Origin of the sequence: Caballeronia sp. LZ033 (genome assembly GCF_031451265.1) — a bacterium.
In the GTDB taxonomy this organism is placed as follows: Bacteria; Pseudomonadota; Gammaproteobacteria; order Burkholderiales; family Burkholderiaceae; genus Caballeronia.
On record NZ_JARUXQ010000004.1, the window covers coordinates 1,256,928 to 1,269,787 of the forward strand.

At 65.1% G+C, this 12,860-nt stretch carries 15 protein-coding genes; 7 read left to right on the top strand and 8 right to left on the bottom strand.

Features of this window, described 5'->3' with window-relative positions:
* Positions 1-29: 29 nt before the first annotated feature.
* Both QCE62_RS32990 and QCE62_RS32995 read right to left on the bottom strand, forming a co-directional pair.
* The gene (locus QCE62_RS32990; RefSeq protein ID WP_309821089.1) at positions 30-203 is read right to left on the bottom strand and encodes a DUF3563 family protein; all 174 of its coding nucleotides are present in this window, start codon (positions 201-203) and stop codon (positions 30-32) included.
* A gap of 128 nt (positions 204-331) precedes the next feature.
* The gene (locus QCE62_RS32995) at positions 332-1,504 is read right to left on the bottom strand and encodes a PHB depolymerase family esterase (protein WP_309927560.1); all 1,173 of its coding nucleotides are present in this window, start codon (positions 1,502-1,504) and stop codon (positions 332-334) included.
* A 322-nt stretch (positions 1,505-1,826) separates the two neighbouring features.
* Between QCE62_RS32995 and QCE62_RS33000 the strand changes: the two genes are divergently transcribed.
* Positions 1,827-2,513: a phosphatase PAP2 family protein gene (locus tag QCE62_RS33000; protein WP_309927175.1), complete on the top strand. Its 687-nt coding sequence runs from the start codon at positions 1,827-1,829 to the stop codon at positions 2,511-2,513.
* A gap of 21 nt (positions 2,514-2,534) precedes the next feature.
* On the opposite strand, the gene QCE62_RS33005 is transcribed toward QCE62_RS33000, so the two are convergent.
* Complete coding sequence (locus QCE62_RS33005; RefSeq protein WP_309927177.1) at positions 2,535-3,359, bottom strand: TOBE domain-containing protein; 825 nt, start codon at positions 3,357-3,359, stop codon at positions 2,535-2,537.
* Positions 3,360-3,415: 56 nt separating this feature from the next.
* Positions 3,416-4,900 (bottom strand): CHAD domain-containing protein, encoded by a 1,485-nt coding sequence (locus QCE62_RS33010; RefSeq protein ID WP_309927181.1) that lies wholly within the window; start codon positions 4,898-4,900, stop codon positions 3,416-3,418.
* Positions 4,901-5,097: 197 nt separating this feature from the next.
* On the opposite strand from QCE62_RS33010, the gene QCE62_RS33015 reads away from it, so the two are divergent.
* Together QCE62_RS33015 and QCE62_RS33020 are read left to right on the top strand one after the other, a co-directional pair.
* Positions 5,098-6,684 (top strand): inorganic phosphate transporter, encoded by a 1,587-nt coding sequence (locus tag QCE62_RS33015; RefSeq protein WP_309927182.1) that lies wholly within the window; start codon positions 5,098-5,100, stop codon positions 6,682-6,684.
* A gap of 320 nt (positions 6,685-7,004) precedes the next feature.
* Positions 7,005-7,163 (top strand): DUF3309 family protein, encoded by a 159-nt coding sequence (locus tag QCE62_RS33020; RefSeq protein WP_086971801.1) that lies wholly within the window; start codon positions 7,005-7,007, stop codon positions 7,161-7,163.
* A gap of 104 nt (positions 7,164-7,267) precedes the next feature.
* On the opposite strand, the gene QCE62_RS33025 is transcribed toward QCE62_RS33020, so the two are convergent.
* Positions 7,268-7,576 (bottom strand): hypothetical protein, encoded by a 309-nt coding sequence (locus tag QCE62_RS33025; RefSeq protein WP_309927184.1) that lies wholly within the window; start codon positions 7,574-7,576, stop codon positions 7,268-7,270.
* Positions 7,573-7,818: a hypothetical protein gene (locus tag QCE62_RS33030; RefSeq protein WP_309927186.1), complete on the bottom strand. Its 246-nt coding sequence runs from the start codon at positions 7,816-7,818 to the stop codon at positions 7,573-7,575. Before QCE62_RS33030 ends, QCE62_RS33025 begins: the two co-directional genes overlap by 4 nt.
* Before the next feature lie 275 nt (positions 7,819-8,093).
* On the opposite strand from QCE62_RS33030, the gene QCE62_RS33035 reads away from it, so the two are divergent.
* The 3 genes from QCE62_RS33035 to QCE62_RS33045 all read left to right on the top strand — a co-directional run bounded on the left by QCE62_RS33035 (position 8,094) and on the right by QCE62_RS33045 (position 9,628).
* Positions 8,094-8,366, top strand: a complete 273-nt coding sequence (locus tag QCE62_RS33035) for a DUF2866 domain-containing protein (protein ID WP_309927188.1) — start codon at positions 8,094-8,096, stop codon at positions 8,364-8,366.
* Between the two features lie 93 nt (positions 8,367-8,459).
* Entirely contained in the window at positions 8,460-8,897 is a 438-nt protein-coding gene (locus QCE62_RS33040; RefSeq protein WP_309927562.1) for an MbcA/ParS/Xre antitoxin family protein, read from the top strand.
* Entirely contained in the window at positions 8,897-9,628 is a 732-nt protein-coding gene (locus tag QCE62_RS33045) for an RES family NAD+ phosphorylase (RefSeq protein ID WP_309927191.1), read from the top strand. The genes QCE62_RS33040 and QCE62_RS33045 overlap by 1 nt, the downstream gene beginning before the upstream one ends.
* Before the next feature lie 27 nt (positions 9,629-9,655).
* Here QCE62_RS33045 and QCE62_RS33050 read toward each other — a convergent pair whose 3' ends face one another.
* Positions 9,656-10,975 (bottom strand): DNA topoisomerase IB, encoded by a 1,320-nt coding sequence (locus tag QCE62_RS33050; RefSeq protein WP_309927193.1) that lies wholly within the window; start codon positions 10,973-10,975, stop codon positions 9,656-9,658.
* Positions 10,976-11,059: 84 nt separating this feature from the next.
* On the bottom strand, positions 11,060-11,797 hold the full coding sequence (locus tag QCE62_RS33055) for a metallophosphoesterase (protein WP_309927195.1): 738 nt from the start codon (positions 11,795-11,797) through the stop codon (positions 11,060-11,062).
* 158 nt (positions 11,798-11,955) lie between these two features.
* Between QCE62_RS33055 and QCE62_RS33060 the strand changes: the two genes are divergently transcribed.
* Complete coding sequence (locus tag QCE62_RS33060; protein ID WP_309927197.1) at positions 11,956-12,627, top strand: DUF1345 domain-containing protein; 672 nt, start codon at positions 11,956-11,958, stop codon at positions 12,625-12,627.
* The last annotated feature ends 233 nt before the right edge of the window (positions 12,628-12,860 follow it).

Consider the following 12,860-nt stretch of genomic DNA (forward strand, 5'->3'; position numbering starts at 1 on the left):
TAATCCGGCGAACAACTCAAGTCAGAGACTTAGTTCGACATCCACTGCGGATGACGCGTCTTGACTCGCTGGTCCAGCTTCTTCATACGATATTCGAGATCGTAGACATCCGTGGCTTCGGCGAGATAGGCGTCGTCGCGCTCGCGGTCACGCTGGTCGGCAGACTTGGTCAGGAACAGGAAAATGCGGCTGAGCAGGAACATGGTGGGCCTCGCTGGGATACTAGGGTTACTACCTATGAAGCGATTATAGGGTAATCCCTGATCCAGCGCCAGCCCCGACAAAATAAATCTCTGATCTCAAACACAATTTTGCGACACTTCGACGCCCGTTACGCCACGCGGGCCTTGCTGGCAGCCTCGCCGGAGCGTCGCTGGTGCTTGAAAAATTCCCACATCACGGCGGCTGAATCCGGCCCTTTCGATGAATGGAAGGCCACGGTGTCATCGCCGCCGGCCCATGCATGGCCGAGTCCGCGCACAATCGACGTCTTCACGACCCGACGGCCGTTCTTGACGTAATCGCTGATTACGCCGTCGGCGAGTTTCTCTTCGCGGACTTCGCCCGCACGGCGGTTGCCTTCAGCATCAATGAAACCGTTCAGCCGCAAGAACTGCCGGGTCAACTGTTCGGCATTCGCGGCCGTGACGACAGAATCCAGCTCGCCATGCACGATGATCGCCGGCATGCCGGGGTACTCGCGAACGTCGACGGCGGCATCGATCAAGGCGACCGGATCCGTGCGGCTGCCGCGGCGCATGACATCCATCGCGCCGATGGCCGAATGCGCCTCGCCGAATACCACGCCGGAATGCAGCCCGACCGCCGCGAACGTCTGCGGATGGCGGATCGCGAGCAGCGCGGCAAGTCCCGCCCCGGCCGACATCCCGGCAACGTAGACGCGCTCTTCGTCGAGATCGTGCTCCGCGACGATGGCGTCAATGAGCGAGATCACGGAAGCCGCCTCGCCGCCACCGCCGCCGCCCGAGTCGTCGTACCAATGCCAGCAGCGATGCGCATGCTCGTGCTTCGACTGCTCCGGATACAGCACCGCGAAGCCGTATTTATCGGCGAGGAGATTGATGCGCGTGCCTTGGGCGAACTCGTCTGCGTTCTGCTTACAGCCGTGCAACATGACGACGAGCGGCATCCGCTCGGCGCTTTCGTTCGGCGGCAGATAGAGCGCGTACGACAAGTGATTCACCAGCCGGCCAGCCGATGTCGGCGGCGCCGAATGGTAGGAGCGCGCCCACTTCCCACGCGCCCAGGCCGACGCACGCGGCCGCACCCGCGACTCGCGCGCGGCCGGGCGCGTGCCGGTACGTGGCGACGACGCCTTGGCGGCCGCGCCCGACTGAAGTTTCGACTTGACGGTCTTGGCCCGCGTGGGCGTGGGCTTGGCCTTGGGTTTGGTCCGTGGCTTGGGAGCGTGAACCGCTTCAACGTGGCTGGCGACCAGGCGTCTCAAGCCGCGCAGCCAGAGCTTGGTAAGGCTTTTCGACATTCGGCTGGGTCCTCTGGAAACTGGCAATCGAACGGCGCGAGCAGGATTTCCACGCCGGGTTGTGCAATGCACAATAACACCTTTTGCCCGAGCGATCGCTCGTCCGCGCATGACATATCGGGATGAATTAACAGCAATTCAACAAAATAGCGAAAAATAAACGAAAGTTACGCGATGTAACCCGTAAACGCGGCCTACGTTGTCACATAATTGCGTACGGCAGCAGGCAGTTATACTGCTGAGGATTAGCCTGCCAAAACAGGAGATGGCAGTGCAAGCCGTCGGCTACCGCGCTGCAGCAACCCCTATTCCCAAGCCATCAATGTCCATGGAGCTTCCCGTTTCCGTCTGGTACTGGATCACCGCGCTCGGCAGTGTCGGCGTGATGGGTCCGGTCGCGCTCATCATTGCCGCGTGGCTCGCGCTCGGCTATCGCTGGAAATACGCGGGCGCATGGCTCGCGCTGCTTGGCACCGCAAGCGGCCTGGTCGCACTGAGCAAGATCGCATTCATCGGCTGGGGAATCGGCATGCGCAATCTCGATTTCACCGGCATCAGTGGATATGCGCTCATGTCGACGTCGGTGCTGCCGGTGGCCGTTTTCGTCGCGCTGCTGCCCGCGCGGAATTCGCTGCGGGCGCTCGGCGTCGCAGCCGGATTGCTGCTGGGGCTGGCCGTGGGCGTATCGCGCGTGGTGCTCGATGCTCATTCGGTGTCGGAGGTCGTCGCGGGGTGCGCGCTCGGCGCCGTGGTCGCGCTGGCTTTCGTGCGCTTCGCGTGGCGCGCCGAGCCCGGAAAGCTCGCGCCGATGCCCGTGGCCGCGAGCTTCGCCGCGGTCGTCATCGCGTTGCACGGCGTGCCGGTGCCGACGCAGCACTGGATCACCGAGATCGCCCTCGGTTTGTCGGGCCATGCACGGCCCTATGTGCGAGCCAGCTGGAAGGTGAAACGCCCGCGTGCGCCGGAGCATCGGACGGAGGTTCAGGCGACGGATCCAGACGCCGCCTGAGATTCAGTCGAAATCAGAGGCTCAGTCGTTCACGCCGATGATCACGCTCGACGCCTTGATCACCGCCACCGCCTTCTGACCTTGCGCGAGTCCCAGCGTGTCGGCGCTCTGGTTGGTGATGATCGCCGTCACGGTGGTGCCGCCGTCGAGCGTCAGTGACACTTCCGCATTCACCGCGCCTTTCGTCACGTTGCTGACCGTGCCGTGCAGCTGATTGCGCGCCGAGAGCTTGGCGTTCGTGTCTTCCATCAGCATCACCCACGATGCCTTGATCAGCGCGAAGGCGTCGCTGCCTTCCTTCAGGCCAAGCGCCTGCGTGCTTTCATGGGTCACGACCGCGACGATGGTCTGGCCGCCCGGCAGGCCGAGTTCGATTTCATCGTTGACGGCACCGCGCGTGACCTTGGTCACCTTGCCTGCCAGTTGATTGCGTGCGCTTGTTTTCATCCCCAGTCTCCCGATCAGTTGCCAGTCCTGGGCAAAGCCGGCGATCGCCGCGCCCGCCCGTTGCAGAAATTTGCGATGCTCGCGCTCCACCACGCGATAAGTCTCGATGAGCCGCAGCGCTGCCGGCGTGAGCGTCGTGCCGCCACCACCGCGGCCGCCGCTTGACGTGGTCACGAGCGGCTCGCCGGCGAGGTTGTTCATCGTGTCGACGGCGTCCCATGCGGCCTTGTAGCTCATGCCGATCCGCTTGGCGGCGGCCGTGATCGACCCGGCGTCGCGGATCGCGGCAAGCAGCGCAATGCGCGACGCGCCGCCCAACGTTTCCGCCCCGTTCGTCAGCCACACGGAACCGCCGATTTCGAGCGGCTCGCGTCGTGCGAGCGGTTCGTCACCGTTCATGCTTCGTCTCCAGAGGTCGCGCCGTTACTGAAATCGAAACAATCCGGCGTGCCGCATTATAACGACGCCTTCAGACGCGGACGACGCAGCGCGCGCAACACGCGCTCGCCTTCCTGCGCGCCCGTGCGCGACGTAGCCGCGCTCCACGCGCGCGCGAAACCGCGCTGATAGTCGGTGGCTTCGGGCAGCGCGGCGAGGCGGTCGGCGGCGACGGCGGCATCGTTGGCTTCGCCCAGCGCGGACTGGAGTTGCCCGAGCAGCGCGCCGGCGTGCTTGCGGGTTCGGGACGACAGGATCGAGCGGAAGAATTCCAGCGCGTAGCGCAGCCGCTTGGCCTGAATGCGCACGCAGTGTCGCTCCTGCGCCGGAAGCCGGACGAGATCGGGCACGCCGGCGATCCGGCGATAGTCCTTGTGGATCCGCCTCGCCCCGAACGCGACGAAACTCGTCGGGGCGGCATCCTCCTGCACCGCGAAGCGCGCGAGCCATTCGATGAAGGCCAGCGCGAGCCGCGCATGCCGTTTCGACGCGAGCGCCTCGCGCAGCCTTACGCGCGCGTCCTGCCGCCGCGCTTCCGCCGCCGCGATGAGCGCTTGCCAGCGGGTGGCGTCATCGTCGGAAGCGGCGTAGGCCGGCAGCGTCGTGCCGGCGAAGACGTCCCAGTCGCGCGCATCGGCGAGAAGGCCGCCGAACCAGGCAAGTCCAGGAGCGATGTGCGTGTGCCAGGTCTCGTCGATATCGTCGCGAAACAGCTTCAGAAGCGTCTTCAGACGCCTCTGCGCGACCCGCAACTGATGTACGTGCTCGTCGCCGAGACCGTCGCGCGCGGCAGCTTCGTTGCCGAACCACTGCCCGGCCACCGACGCCGCCATCGCGACGAAGGCCGCTCGCCGCGTCGCTGAAGGAGGCACATCGAGGCTCGTTGCGCAAACGGGATCGGCACTCGGCGCGGAAGCCGCGCCGGACGCCATGACGAAAGGCGTCGCGTCGATGACCGCGCCGGCGAGACTGAACAGCGCATCCAGCGAACCATCGACGGCGGGCGCGGCGAGGCGCAGTTCCGGATGACCATCGGCAGCGGTTTCAAGCAACGCGCGCAGGAATACGCCCTCGATGTCGATGCGCCATGCGATACGCTCGATTTCACGACCGTCTGCGGCCGCCGGCACCGCCTGGGCAGCAAAGCCGATCACCCGATGCGCCTTGGCCAGCGGCACGCGCAAACCGGCCTCGGCTTCGGCGAATTCGCGCAGCGATGCGGCGAGATCATCGCCCGCCGGTCGCGCGAAGCTCCGGTAGCGCGCAAAGCCGGGAACGGGCGGCTGTTCCGTCAGGACGGCGCGCAGGGTGCGCGCGCCGTTCTGGGTTTCGACCGTCAGCCGCCAGTCCGGCGCTTTCAGCGGAATCTCGCGTACATGGAGCAACCCACGCGTGGGTGGATGCCCGGCAAATGCGGCGATCCGCTCGAGCGCCGCGATCAGCGTGGCCCGCCCCTCCTCTCGCTGCACCGCCCGCAACGCGATTTCGATCCATATCGTCATGCTTCCTCCCGAACGCGCCTGCGCCGCGGTTCAGATCATATGAATTCACGGTTGATCCGCGATTGATGCGTGTTTCACGAAATCGACACACGGCGGGTGAAACATCATCGATTGTGCTTCGCAACGCACCCATCCGCCGTTTCCCTATTTGCCGCCCACGCGCGCAACGCGCACAAGCCCAGCCTCAAGGACGCGACATGAATCAAGTTGTCTTTCCCCAAACCGAGAGCGGCCGCTCTCCCGGCCAGCGCTACGCCCTGCTGATCTTTCTGCTGGTGATCGCGGCCGGCGTCGTCTATTGCGTGATGCATCTGCTCGAAGATCTCGCGCCGGTGCGGGAATCGTCGGTACTTCCGTATGTGCTGCTTGGCGTCGCGCTGCTGATCGCGCTCGGCTTCGAATTTGTCAACGGCTTTCATGACACGGCCAACGCCGTCGCCACCGTCATCTACACCCATTCGCTGACACCCAATCTGGCGGTCGTCTGGTCCGGCATGTGGAACTTCATCGGCGTGCTGATTTCGAGCGGCGCGGTGGCCTTCGGCATCCTGCAACTGCTGCCGGTCGAACTGATCATCGGCGTCGGCAGTTCGCAGGGCTTCGCCATGGTGTTCGCGCTGCTGATCGCGGCGATCATCTGGAACCTCGGCACTTGGGCGCTCGGCCTGCCGTCGTCCAGCTCGCATACGCTGATCGGTTCCGTGATCGGCGTCGGCCTGATGAACCAGATGCTGCATGGTTCGAACGGCACGTCGGGCGTCGACTGGAGCCAGGCGGTGTCGGTCGGCAAGTCGCTGCTGTTTTCGCCGATCGTCGGCTTCATTCTCGCGGGCTTCCTGCTGTATGTGCTGAAGCTCGTCGTGCGCGTGCCGGCGCTCTACAAGGAGCCGGAAAAGAACGCGCCGCCGCCGTTCTGGATCCGCTGCCTGCTGATCCTGACCTGCACGGGCGTCTCGTTTGCGCACGGCTCCAACGACGGCCAGAAGGGCATGGGCCTCATCATGCTGATCCTGATCGGCACCGTGCCGACTGCCTATGCGCTCAACAAGGCCGTGACGGCCAACGAAACGCAGACCTTCCTCGCCGTGAGCCACAGCGCGGCCGAAGCGTTGCAGCGCTACAGCAACGGCGTCGCGCCCGCCGCCGATGCCCGCGCCCAGGTCGAGAAGTTCGTCCAGACGAAAACCTTGGCACCGGACTCGGTGGCCTCGCTGAACAGCCTCGTCGACTCGATCGAATCGCAGGTTCGCCCGAGTCAGACCATGGCTGAACTGCCGCAAGGCAACGTACGCAACGTGCGCAACGAGATGTATGTCGCGTCCGAGGCGCTGCGCATCATGGAGAAGCAGAAGACGCCCGCGTTCTCGCAACCCGACCTCGCGACTCTCGACAACTACAAGAAGCAGCTCGATCACGCGACCAAGTTCATCCCGACGTGGGTGAAGGTAGCCGTGGCGGTAGCGCTGGGACTTGGCACGATGGTCGGCTGGAAGCGCATCGTCGTGACGGTGGGTGAGCGCATCGGCAAGACGCATCTGACGTATGGACAAGGCGCATCGGCTGAACTCGTCGCGATGCTGACCATCGGCGCCGCCGATGCCTACGGCCTTCCGGTCAGCACGACGCACGTGCTTTCGTCGGGCATTGCCGGCACGATGGCCGCGAACGGTTCCGGCCTGCAATGGCGCACGGTGCGCAGCCTGGCGCTGGCGTGGATCCTGACGCTGCCGGTTTCGATCGCGCTCGCGGGCTTCCTGTTCTGGGTGTTCCGCGGCATCTTCTGAATCGCCGCCTGAACGCGTGCGTGGCGGGAGCGCGGCGATCCGCGCTCCCGCCGGTTGCAAATTTTGCGCTTCCCCTATCGTTCGCTCGTCATTTTTGACAATCCGCCTGTTCCGACGTCTGTCCGGGAAACGCCCGAAGCCTTGTGCCGCCTGGGTTTCAGGCTGACTGGCACAGCCATTGCTCTACTCTTCTCGTCGATCGCACCTCGGACCGGACGGCAGCAAGTTCCGCCGCCCCGGCGCACTGTGTTGCAGGCAGTTGGGAGGCCGCGCCGGGTGTCGATTCGTCAATCGCGATCAATTAACAAGGAGACGTCAAAATGACGATCGGAACCATCCTGCTGATCATCCTGATCCTGATCCTGATCGGCGCCATTCCGTCCTGGCCGCATAGCCGCAGTTGGGGTTATGGGCCGAGCGGTATTGTCGGCGTCGTGTTGATCGTGGTGATCGTGCTTTTGCTGATGGGACGGCTGTGACGTCCCGCGCGCCCGCGCTGCATTGAGCGGGTAGCGACTTGCGCAAATGAAAAGGGGCGCCCGACCGGGCGCCCCTTTTCATCTTCTTGACCCGTCCGGCGCTATCAGACGCGCATGACCTGCCCGTTCGGTTCGATCTTGCGCGGAATCATGGGATCGGATTGTTTCGGCGACGATGCCTTCGGCCGTGCCGTGACGACAGGCGCTTCGATCGCGGCCTTGTCGGCCACCTGCTTCACCGCCGTCGCGCTCTTGCGCTTTTTCTTCGCGGCGACCGGGCTGCCCGTGTGGGACTTCGGCTTGCCCTTCACGGCTTGCGCCTCGGGCGGATTCCAGACTTCCGTGTAACGCTCGGCTGCGAACAATGACGGCGAGCCGAAGACCAGCAGAAGAATGAGCAATGCGCGCTTCAAAGGTTTCGCTCCAACGGTGAGTGGCCCGCTCTGCGCGAGAGGATGGCGTCGAGCGAGCGCTCGGAGGTGTCGAGTTCGTGTAACGCGGCGTCGAGTCGCCCGAGTGAACACGCGGCGGACTGGCCGCTTGCTTCTAATCCAGGCTCGCTTCGCGTGGCGTCGAACGCTGCGTGGACGGCTCGCGTCGCGCGCATGAAACGTTCGAGCGCGGCGGCTTCGAGCGAATCGCTGTGTCGATTCATCGGCAAGCTCCTGTGACGAACAAGCTGTACGAATATACAGTAATCGACCGCCCCGGCAAACCTGCTGATTTCAACGTGGTGAAAATGCAGCAACCCCTCTTGACCCGCGCGCCAACGCCATTTTTCCCCGTCCCGGTGACATTTCGACGCGCCTTGTCTTCAGCCATCTCGAAATTAAGGCGCGCTTAATTCTGGGCCGACACACTCCAAGCGCGATCCGGCTCCGCTGGCACCGTCAGATGACGGTCCGAGCCGCCCACGATGAGGAATGTGCCATGCCTGCCAACACCACTGCGCGCCCGTCTTTCGCCAATCTCGCTCCGACGCTGCGCAAGAAGCACGCGCTCGCGCTGCGCCGCTGCCGTCTGTCGGCGCCGGTCGAGCCGTTGTTCGGTCCGGCCTACCGGATGGTCGAATGGGAAAGCAAGAACGATCCGCGCGTCCAGTGCCGCATCTTCCCCGCCGACTGCACGTCCAAGCAGATCGCTGAAGCGTTGCGGGCGCATGTGCCGGGCCGCCGTTACGGACCCGTCGATGAAGACGCGTGATCCGTCGCGCCGAGCACGAAAGTTCATGCATCGCTTGAATTAATCCACATATGGACTAATATGGTCATCAAGTTCCTTTCGAGACTTGATGACATGTCCCATGCCGCACGCGCCCATTCAGCGGCGACAGGCCAAACGCCGCCGCCCCCGGCACTGCGTACAGGCGACCTTTCCGCCGCCGGCCTGCGCGCCTTCATCAACATCGCCCGGGACTGGTCGCTAACGGCCGAAGAGCAGATCATCCTGCTGGGTTCGCCCGGGCGTTCCACATATTTCAAATGGAAGAACGCGCCTGAATCGGCGCGGCTCGAACGCGACAAGCTCGAGCGCCTGTCGCTCATTCTCGGCATCTACAAGGCGTTGCAGATCTTGCTGCCGGACCCCGGCGCCGCCGACACCTGGATCCGCCGCCCCAACACCGCGCCGCCCTTCGGCGGCAAGCCGGCGCTCGACCGCATGCTGGCGGGCAATATCAGCGACCTGCTCGCCGTTCGGCAGTACCTCGATGCGATGCGAGGCGGATGGGCGTGATGGGTATCGAATTCGGCAAGAACCCGTCCGACTGGCGGGAGCGCTGGCCGCATGGCCTGCTCGACTGGTCGCCCGCGTATCGCGTGATTCCCACTCGCTTTCCCGCTGTGAACCTGTTCGACCGCGTGGCGTCGCCGCACGATTTCGAAGCGTTGTACGCGCTGGAGGCGATGACCAACGACCGCCTGCGGACCGAACTCGGCGAACTGGATCTCGTGCCGCAGGACGAGCGCTGCTTCGGGCCGGGCTGCGGGCCGATCATGGCCGCGTTCACGCATCTGAATCCCAACGGCAGCCGTTTCTCCGACGGACACTACGGCGTGTTCTATTGCGCGCGTGATCGTCAGACGGCCATCGAGGAAACGCGTTATCACTCGAGCCTTTTTCTGCGCGCCACCAACGAAGCGCCGCTGCGGCAGCAGATGCGCCTCTATTCGGTGACGGCGTACGGTGAAGTGGTGGATTTGCGCGGGGACGCCATCGCACGGAATGGCCTGGATGCGCGTCTGCTCGATCCCGTCGATTACGGCGCGGGCCGCGCGCTCGGCCGTGCGGCGCGTGAGGCCGGCGCGGCGGGGATTGCGTATCCGTCGGTGCGCGACCCGCAGGGCGAGTGCCTCGCGGCCCTCCGCACGACGATGCTGCGCGACTGCCACCACGCGGCCTATCTCGAATACAACTGGAACGGCCACGCGATCGACTATGTGTTCGAGCTGAACCAGGTCGGCTGAATGCACCGCACGTCAACGCACGTCACGTCAGCGGATAGCCAACGCCGTGGACGAACGCGTCCGCGCGATCTTCTTCGACGCCGGCCGCGCTGCCTTCGGCGCCGGCTTCTTCGCGACGCGCTCCAGCGCCTGCGCCGCCGCGCGCTTGCCGCTGGTCTTCAGCGCACCGGCGCGCGCCTTGCGGCTGGAGGCGTCGAGCAGGTTGGTGAGACGCGCATCGCTCGGGTCGGCGCCCTTGCGATGCTTGCGCGCCGCTTCGCGGGCACGGCGCTTCGCGTCCAGTTCGAGAAAGATCGCGAGCGCGGCTTCGTCGGTCTTGAGTCCGTGACGGCGGCTCGCCGGCATCGATTCGGCCAGTCCGCCCGCCTCGAAAGCCTCGATCACGGCGGGATGCACATAGCATTTGCGGCACACCGCCGGCGTGTTGCGCAGCAACTGGGACACTTCCTTGATGGTCCCGACAATATGCTTGCGCGCCTCCGTCACCGTGTCCCACTTGAGCCTGCGCAGCGCCGCGAGCGCGAACACGCTGCCGGCCCAGGTGCGATAGTCCTTCGCGGTGAAGTCGGCGCCGGTGATCTCGTGCAGATAGTCGTTGATGTCGGATGAGCTGACGGAGTGACGCTCGCCATCGGCATCGAGATACTGGAACAGGTCCTGCCCCGGCAGATCCATGCAGCGCTTGATGATGCGTGCAAGCCGCGCGTCGCTCACCGAGACATCGTGCTCGATGCCGCTCTTGCCGCGAAACTTGAAGCGCAGCGTGCCCGCCGAGACCTTCAGGTGCCGCTTGCGCAGCGTCGTCAGCCCATACGAGCGGTTCTCACGCGCATATTCCTCGCTGCCGACACGGATCAGCGTCGTGTCCAGCAAGCGCACCACCGTCGCGAGCACCTTGTTGCGCGGCATACCGTCCAGCGACAGATCGCGCGTCACGCGCGCCCGCAGCTTCGGCAGCACCGCGCTGAAGGCCAGCATGCGTTCGTATTTGGTGGCGTCGCGAGTCTCGCGCCATTGCGGGTGATAGCGATACTGCTTGCGTCCGCGCGCATCGCGGCCGGTGGCCTGCAAGTGACCGCGGGCATCGGGGCAGATCCAGACATCGGTATAGGCAGGCGGAATCGCGAGCGCCTTGATGCGGCGCACCTCGGCTTCGTCGTCGATACGCTTGCCCAGCGTGTTGAAGAACGCGAACGCGCCATCGATCCATTCGCGCGTATAGCCGCGCCGGGAGTCGTCCATGTAGCGCAGGCCCGGCGGCAGATCTTCCGGGCAACCCTGCACGCCGCCGGCCGGCACGTCGCTCGCGCCGCCGCCCGCTTCATTGTTTCGTCCGATTCTCGCCACCGTGTGCCTCGCCTGATTCTTGTTCGACTGATGGCAAGACATCGAGCAACGGCCGTGCCGGGCGCGCCGGCCGCCGCGCGGGAGTCAGGGCAGCGCCAGTGTGCGGGCGCCTTCGGAGGCGGCCCAGCGTTCCTTCACCGACCAGCGTTCGTCCGTGCCGGCCTGCACGATGGTCAGCCGCCCTTCCGACGCGAACGCGCCCGTGTCGATGAAAATCTGCGAGCCGATCTGCTTGATGGCGCGCATCGGCGTGTGGCCGCAGTAGGTGGGCGACAGCCCGCGCTGCTGCCCGGGGTCCGCCTGACCAAGCGCGAGACCGCGTCCCCACAGCATCTGGTTGCGGACGTCGTCGGAATAATCGGCGGTGTCGAGGTCGGCGTCGCTGCCGAAGAACTCCGCATGCAGCACGTTGAAGCGCCGCGCGCCCTCGCCGACGATGCGCACCAGCGGCAGTTTCGCGAGCCGCACCGCGAGGTCGCCGAGCTGATCGTCGGCGAGCGTCTCGGCCCAGGCACCGCCGATCGCATACCACGCCTGTCTGCGCATCGCGCCGGTAGCCACGGCGATCAGCGAATCCTCGTGATTGCCGAGCACCGGATAGAACCACGGCTTGTCGATCAGATCGACCGCCGCGAGCGAGTCCGTGCCGCGATCGACCAGATCGCCGACGGAGAACAGCCGGTCCCGCGCGCCATCGAAGTGGATTTCGTGCAGCAGGTAGCGCAGCGCATCGACGCAGCCGTGCAGGTCGCCGACCACGAAATCGCGGCCCGCGTCGTTGGCGGGATGTCGGCAGACGACAGGATAGGTAGGACCATTCATGCGTCGATCTTAGCGCCGGTGGATGACAGCGTGTGCGGGCTTGCTCGCTTTCGGAGCCGAATGGTTCACGCCCGGGTGACGCCAAGCACGCGCTGCGCAGTTTGAAAGGCTCATAGGCAATAATTGCGGCATCGCGCGCATCCGTCTGGACTTAGTGCATGCCGAATAACAAGCAAAAAAACTTCCTCCCGTCCGTGCTGCGCAACCGCCCGCGGATGTTGATCGGCCTGATGGTCGGCTGCGTGGTGGCCGCACTGGTGCCCGCGCATTTCCGTCCGACCGCGCGCGCCTTGATCGGCTGGGATACGGCCGTGTGGCTGTATCTCGTGTTGATCTGGCTGCAGATGGCCACGGCCGGCCAGAGCGACGTGCAGGCGCTGGCCGAGCGCGAGGACGAGAACGCGGCGATGGTCCTGATGATCGTCAGCGTGGCGGCGCTGGCGAGCATCGTGGCGATCGTCGTCGAGCTGGCGTCCGCGAAGAGCCTCGGCGTCAAGGCCGTGCCGAACTACCTGCTGACCGGCGCGACCATGCTCGGCGCCTGGTTCCTGATCCCGACGATGTTCACCCTGCATTACGCGCGGCACTATTATCAGTCGCCCGACAACGAACCCGCGCTGCGCTTCCCCGACAAGCACCTGAAGCCCGACTACTGGGACTTCCTGTACTTCTCCTTCACCATCGCGGTCGCCTCGCAGACCGCCGATATCGCGCTTGGCTCGACCGCCGCGCGCCGCAGCGCGCTTGCCCAGTCGGTGCTGTCGTTCTTCTTCAATCTCGCGGTGCTGGGACTCTCGATCAACATCGCGGCGAGCCTGGTCGGCGGCTGAAGACGGCTGAGGCGGCTGAAGGCGAAACGCAGCCTTCATCACGCCGCTGTCACGCGGCTTCCCCACACTCACTGAACACGCGTGTAAAAACGCGGCGCGCGCCGCTGTCAGTTTTACACGCGCCGCCGACGCCGTTGCGCGCCGCGTCGGACGAGTGCGGTCGGACGCTCTTTTCGAACGAAAGGCGGACGACGCCGTGCTGCACCGCACATAAGCCAGGCAGCGGTGGCACG

Coding starts and splice junctions, on each gene's coding strand:
- QCE62_RS32990 (WP_309821089.1), bottom strand. CDS start 203: ATGTTCCTGCTCAGCCGCATTTTCCTGTTCCTGACCAAGTCTGCCGAC.
- QCE62_RS32995 (WP_309927560.1), bottom strand. CDS start 1,504: ATGTCGAAAAGCCTTACCAAGCTCTGGCTGCGCGGCTTGAGACGCCTG.
- QCE62_RS33000 (WP_309927175.1), top strand. CDS start 1,827: ATGTCCATGGAGCTTCCCGTTTCCGTCTGGTACTGGATCACCGCGCTC.
- QCE62_RS33005 (WP_309927177.1), bottom strand. CDS start 3,359: ATGAACGGTGACGAACCGCTCGCACGACGCGAGCCGCTCGAAATCGGC.
- QCE62_RS33010 (WP_309927181.1), bottom strand. CDS start 4,900: ATGACGATATGGATCGAAATCGCGTTGCGGGCGGTGCAGCGAGAGGAG.
- QCE62_RS33015 (WP_309927182.1), top strand. CDS start 5,098: ATGAATCAAGTTGTCTTTCCCCAAACCGAGAGCGGCCGCTCTCCCGGC.
- QCE62_RS33020 (WP_086971801.1), top strand. CDS start 7,005: ATGACGATCGGAACCATCCTGCTGATCATCCTGATCCTGATCCTGATC.
- QCE62_RS33030 (WP_309927186.1), bottom strand. CDS start 7,818: ATGAATCGACACAGCGATTCGCTCGAAGCCGCCGCGCTCGAACGTTTC.
- QCE62_RS33035 (WP_309927188.1), top strand. CDS start 8,094: ATGCCTGCCAACACCACTGCGCGCCCGTCTTTCGCCAATCTCGCTCCG.
- QCE62_RS33040 (WP_309927562.1), top strand. CDS start 8,460: ATGTCCCATGCCGCACGCGCCCATTCAGCGGCGACAGGCCAAACGCCG.
- QCE62_RS33045 (WP_309927191.1), top strand. CDS start 8,897: ATGGGTATCGAATTCGGCAAGAACCCGTCCGACTGGCGGGAGCGCTGG.
- QCE62_RS33055 (WP_309927195.1), bottom strand. CDS start 11,797: ATGAATGGTCCTACCTATCCTGTCGTCTGCCGACATCCCGCCAACGAC.
- QCE62_RS33060 (WP_309927197.1), top strand. CDS start 11,956: ATGCCGAATAACAAGCAAAAAAACTTCCTCCCGTCCGTGCTGCGCAAC.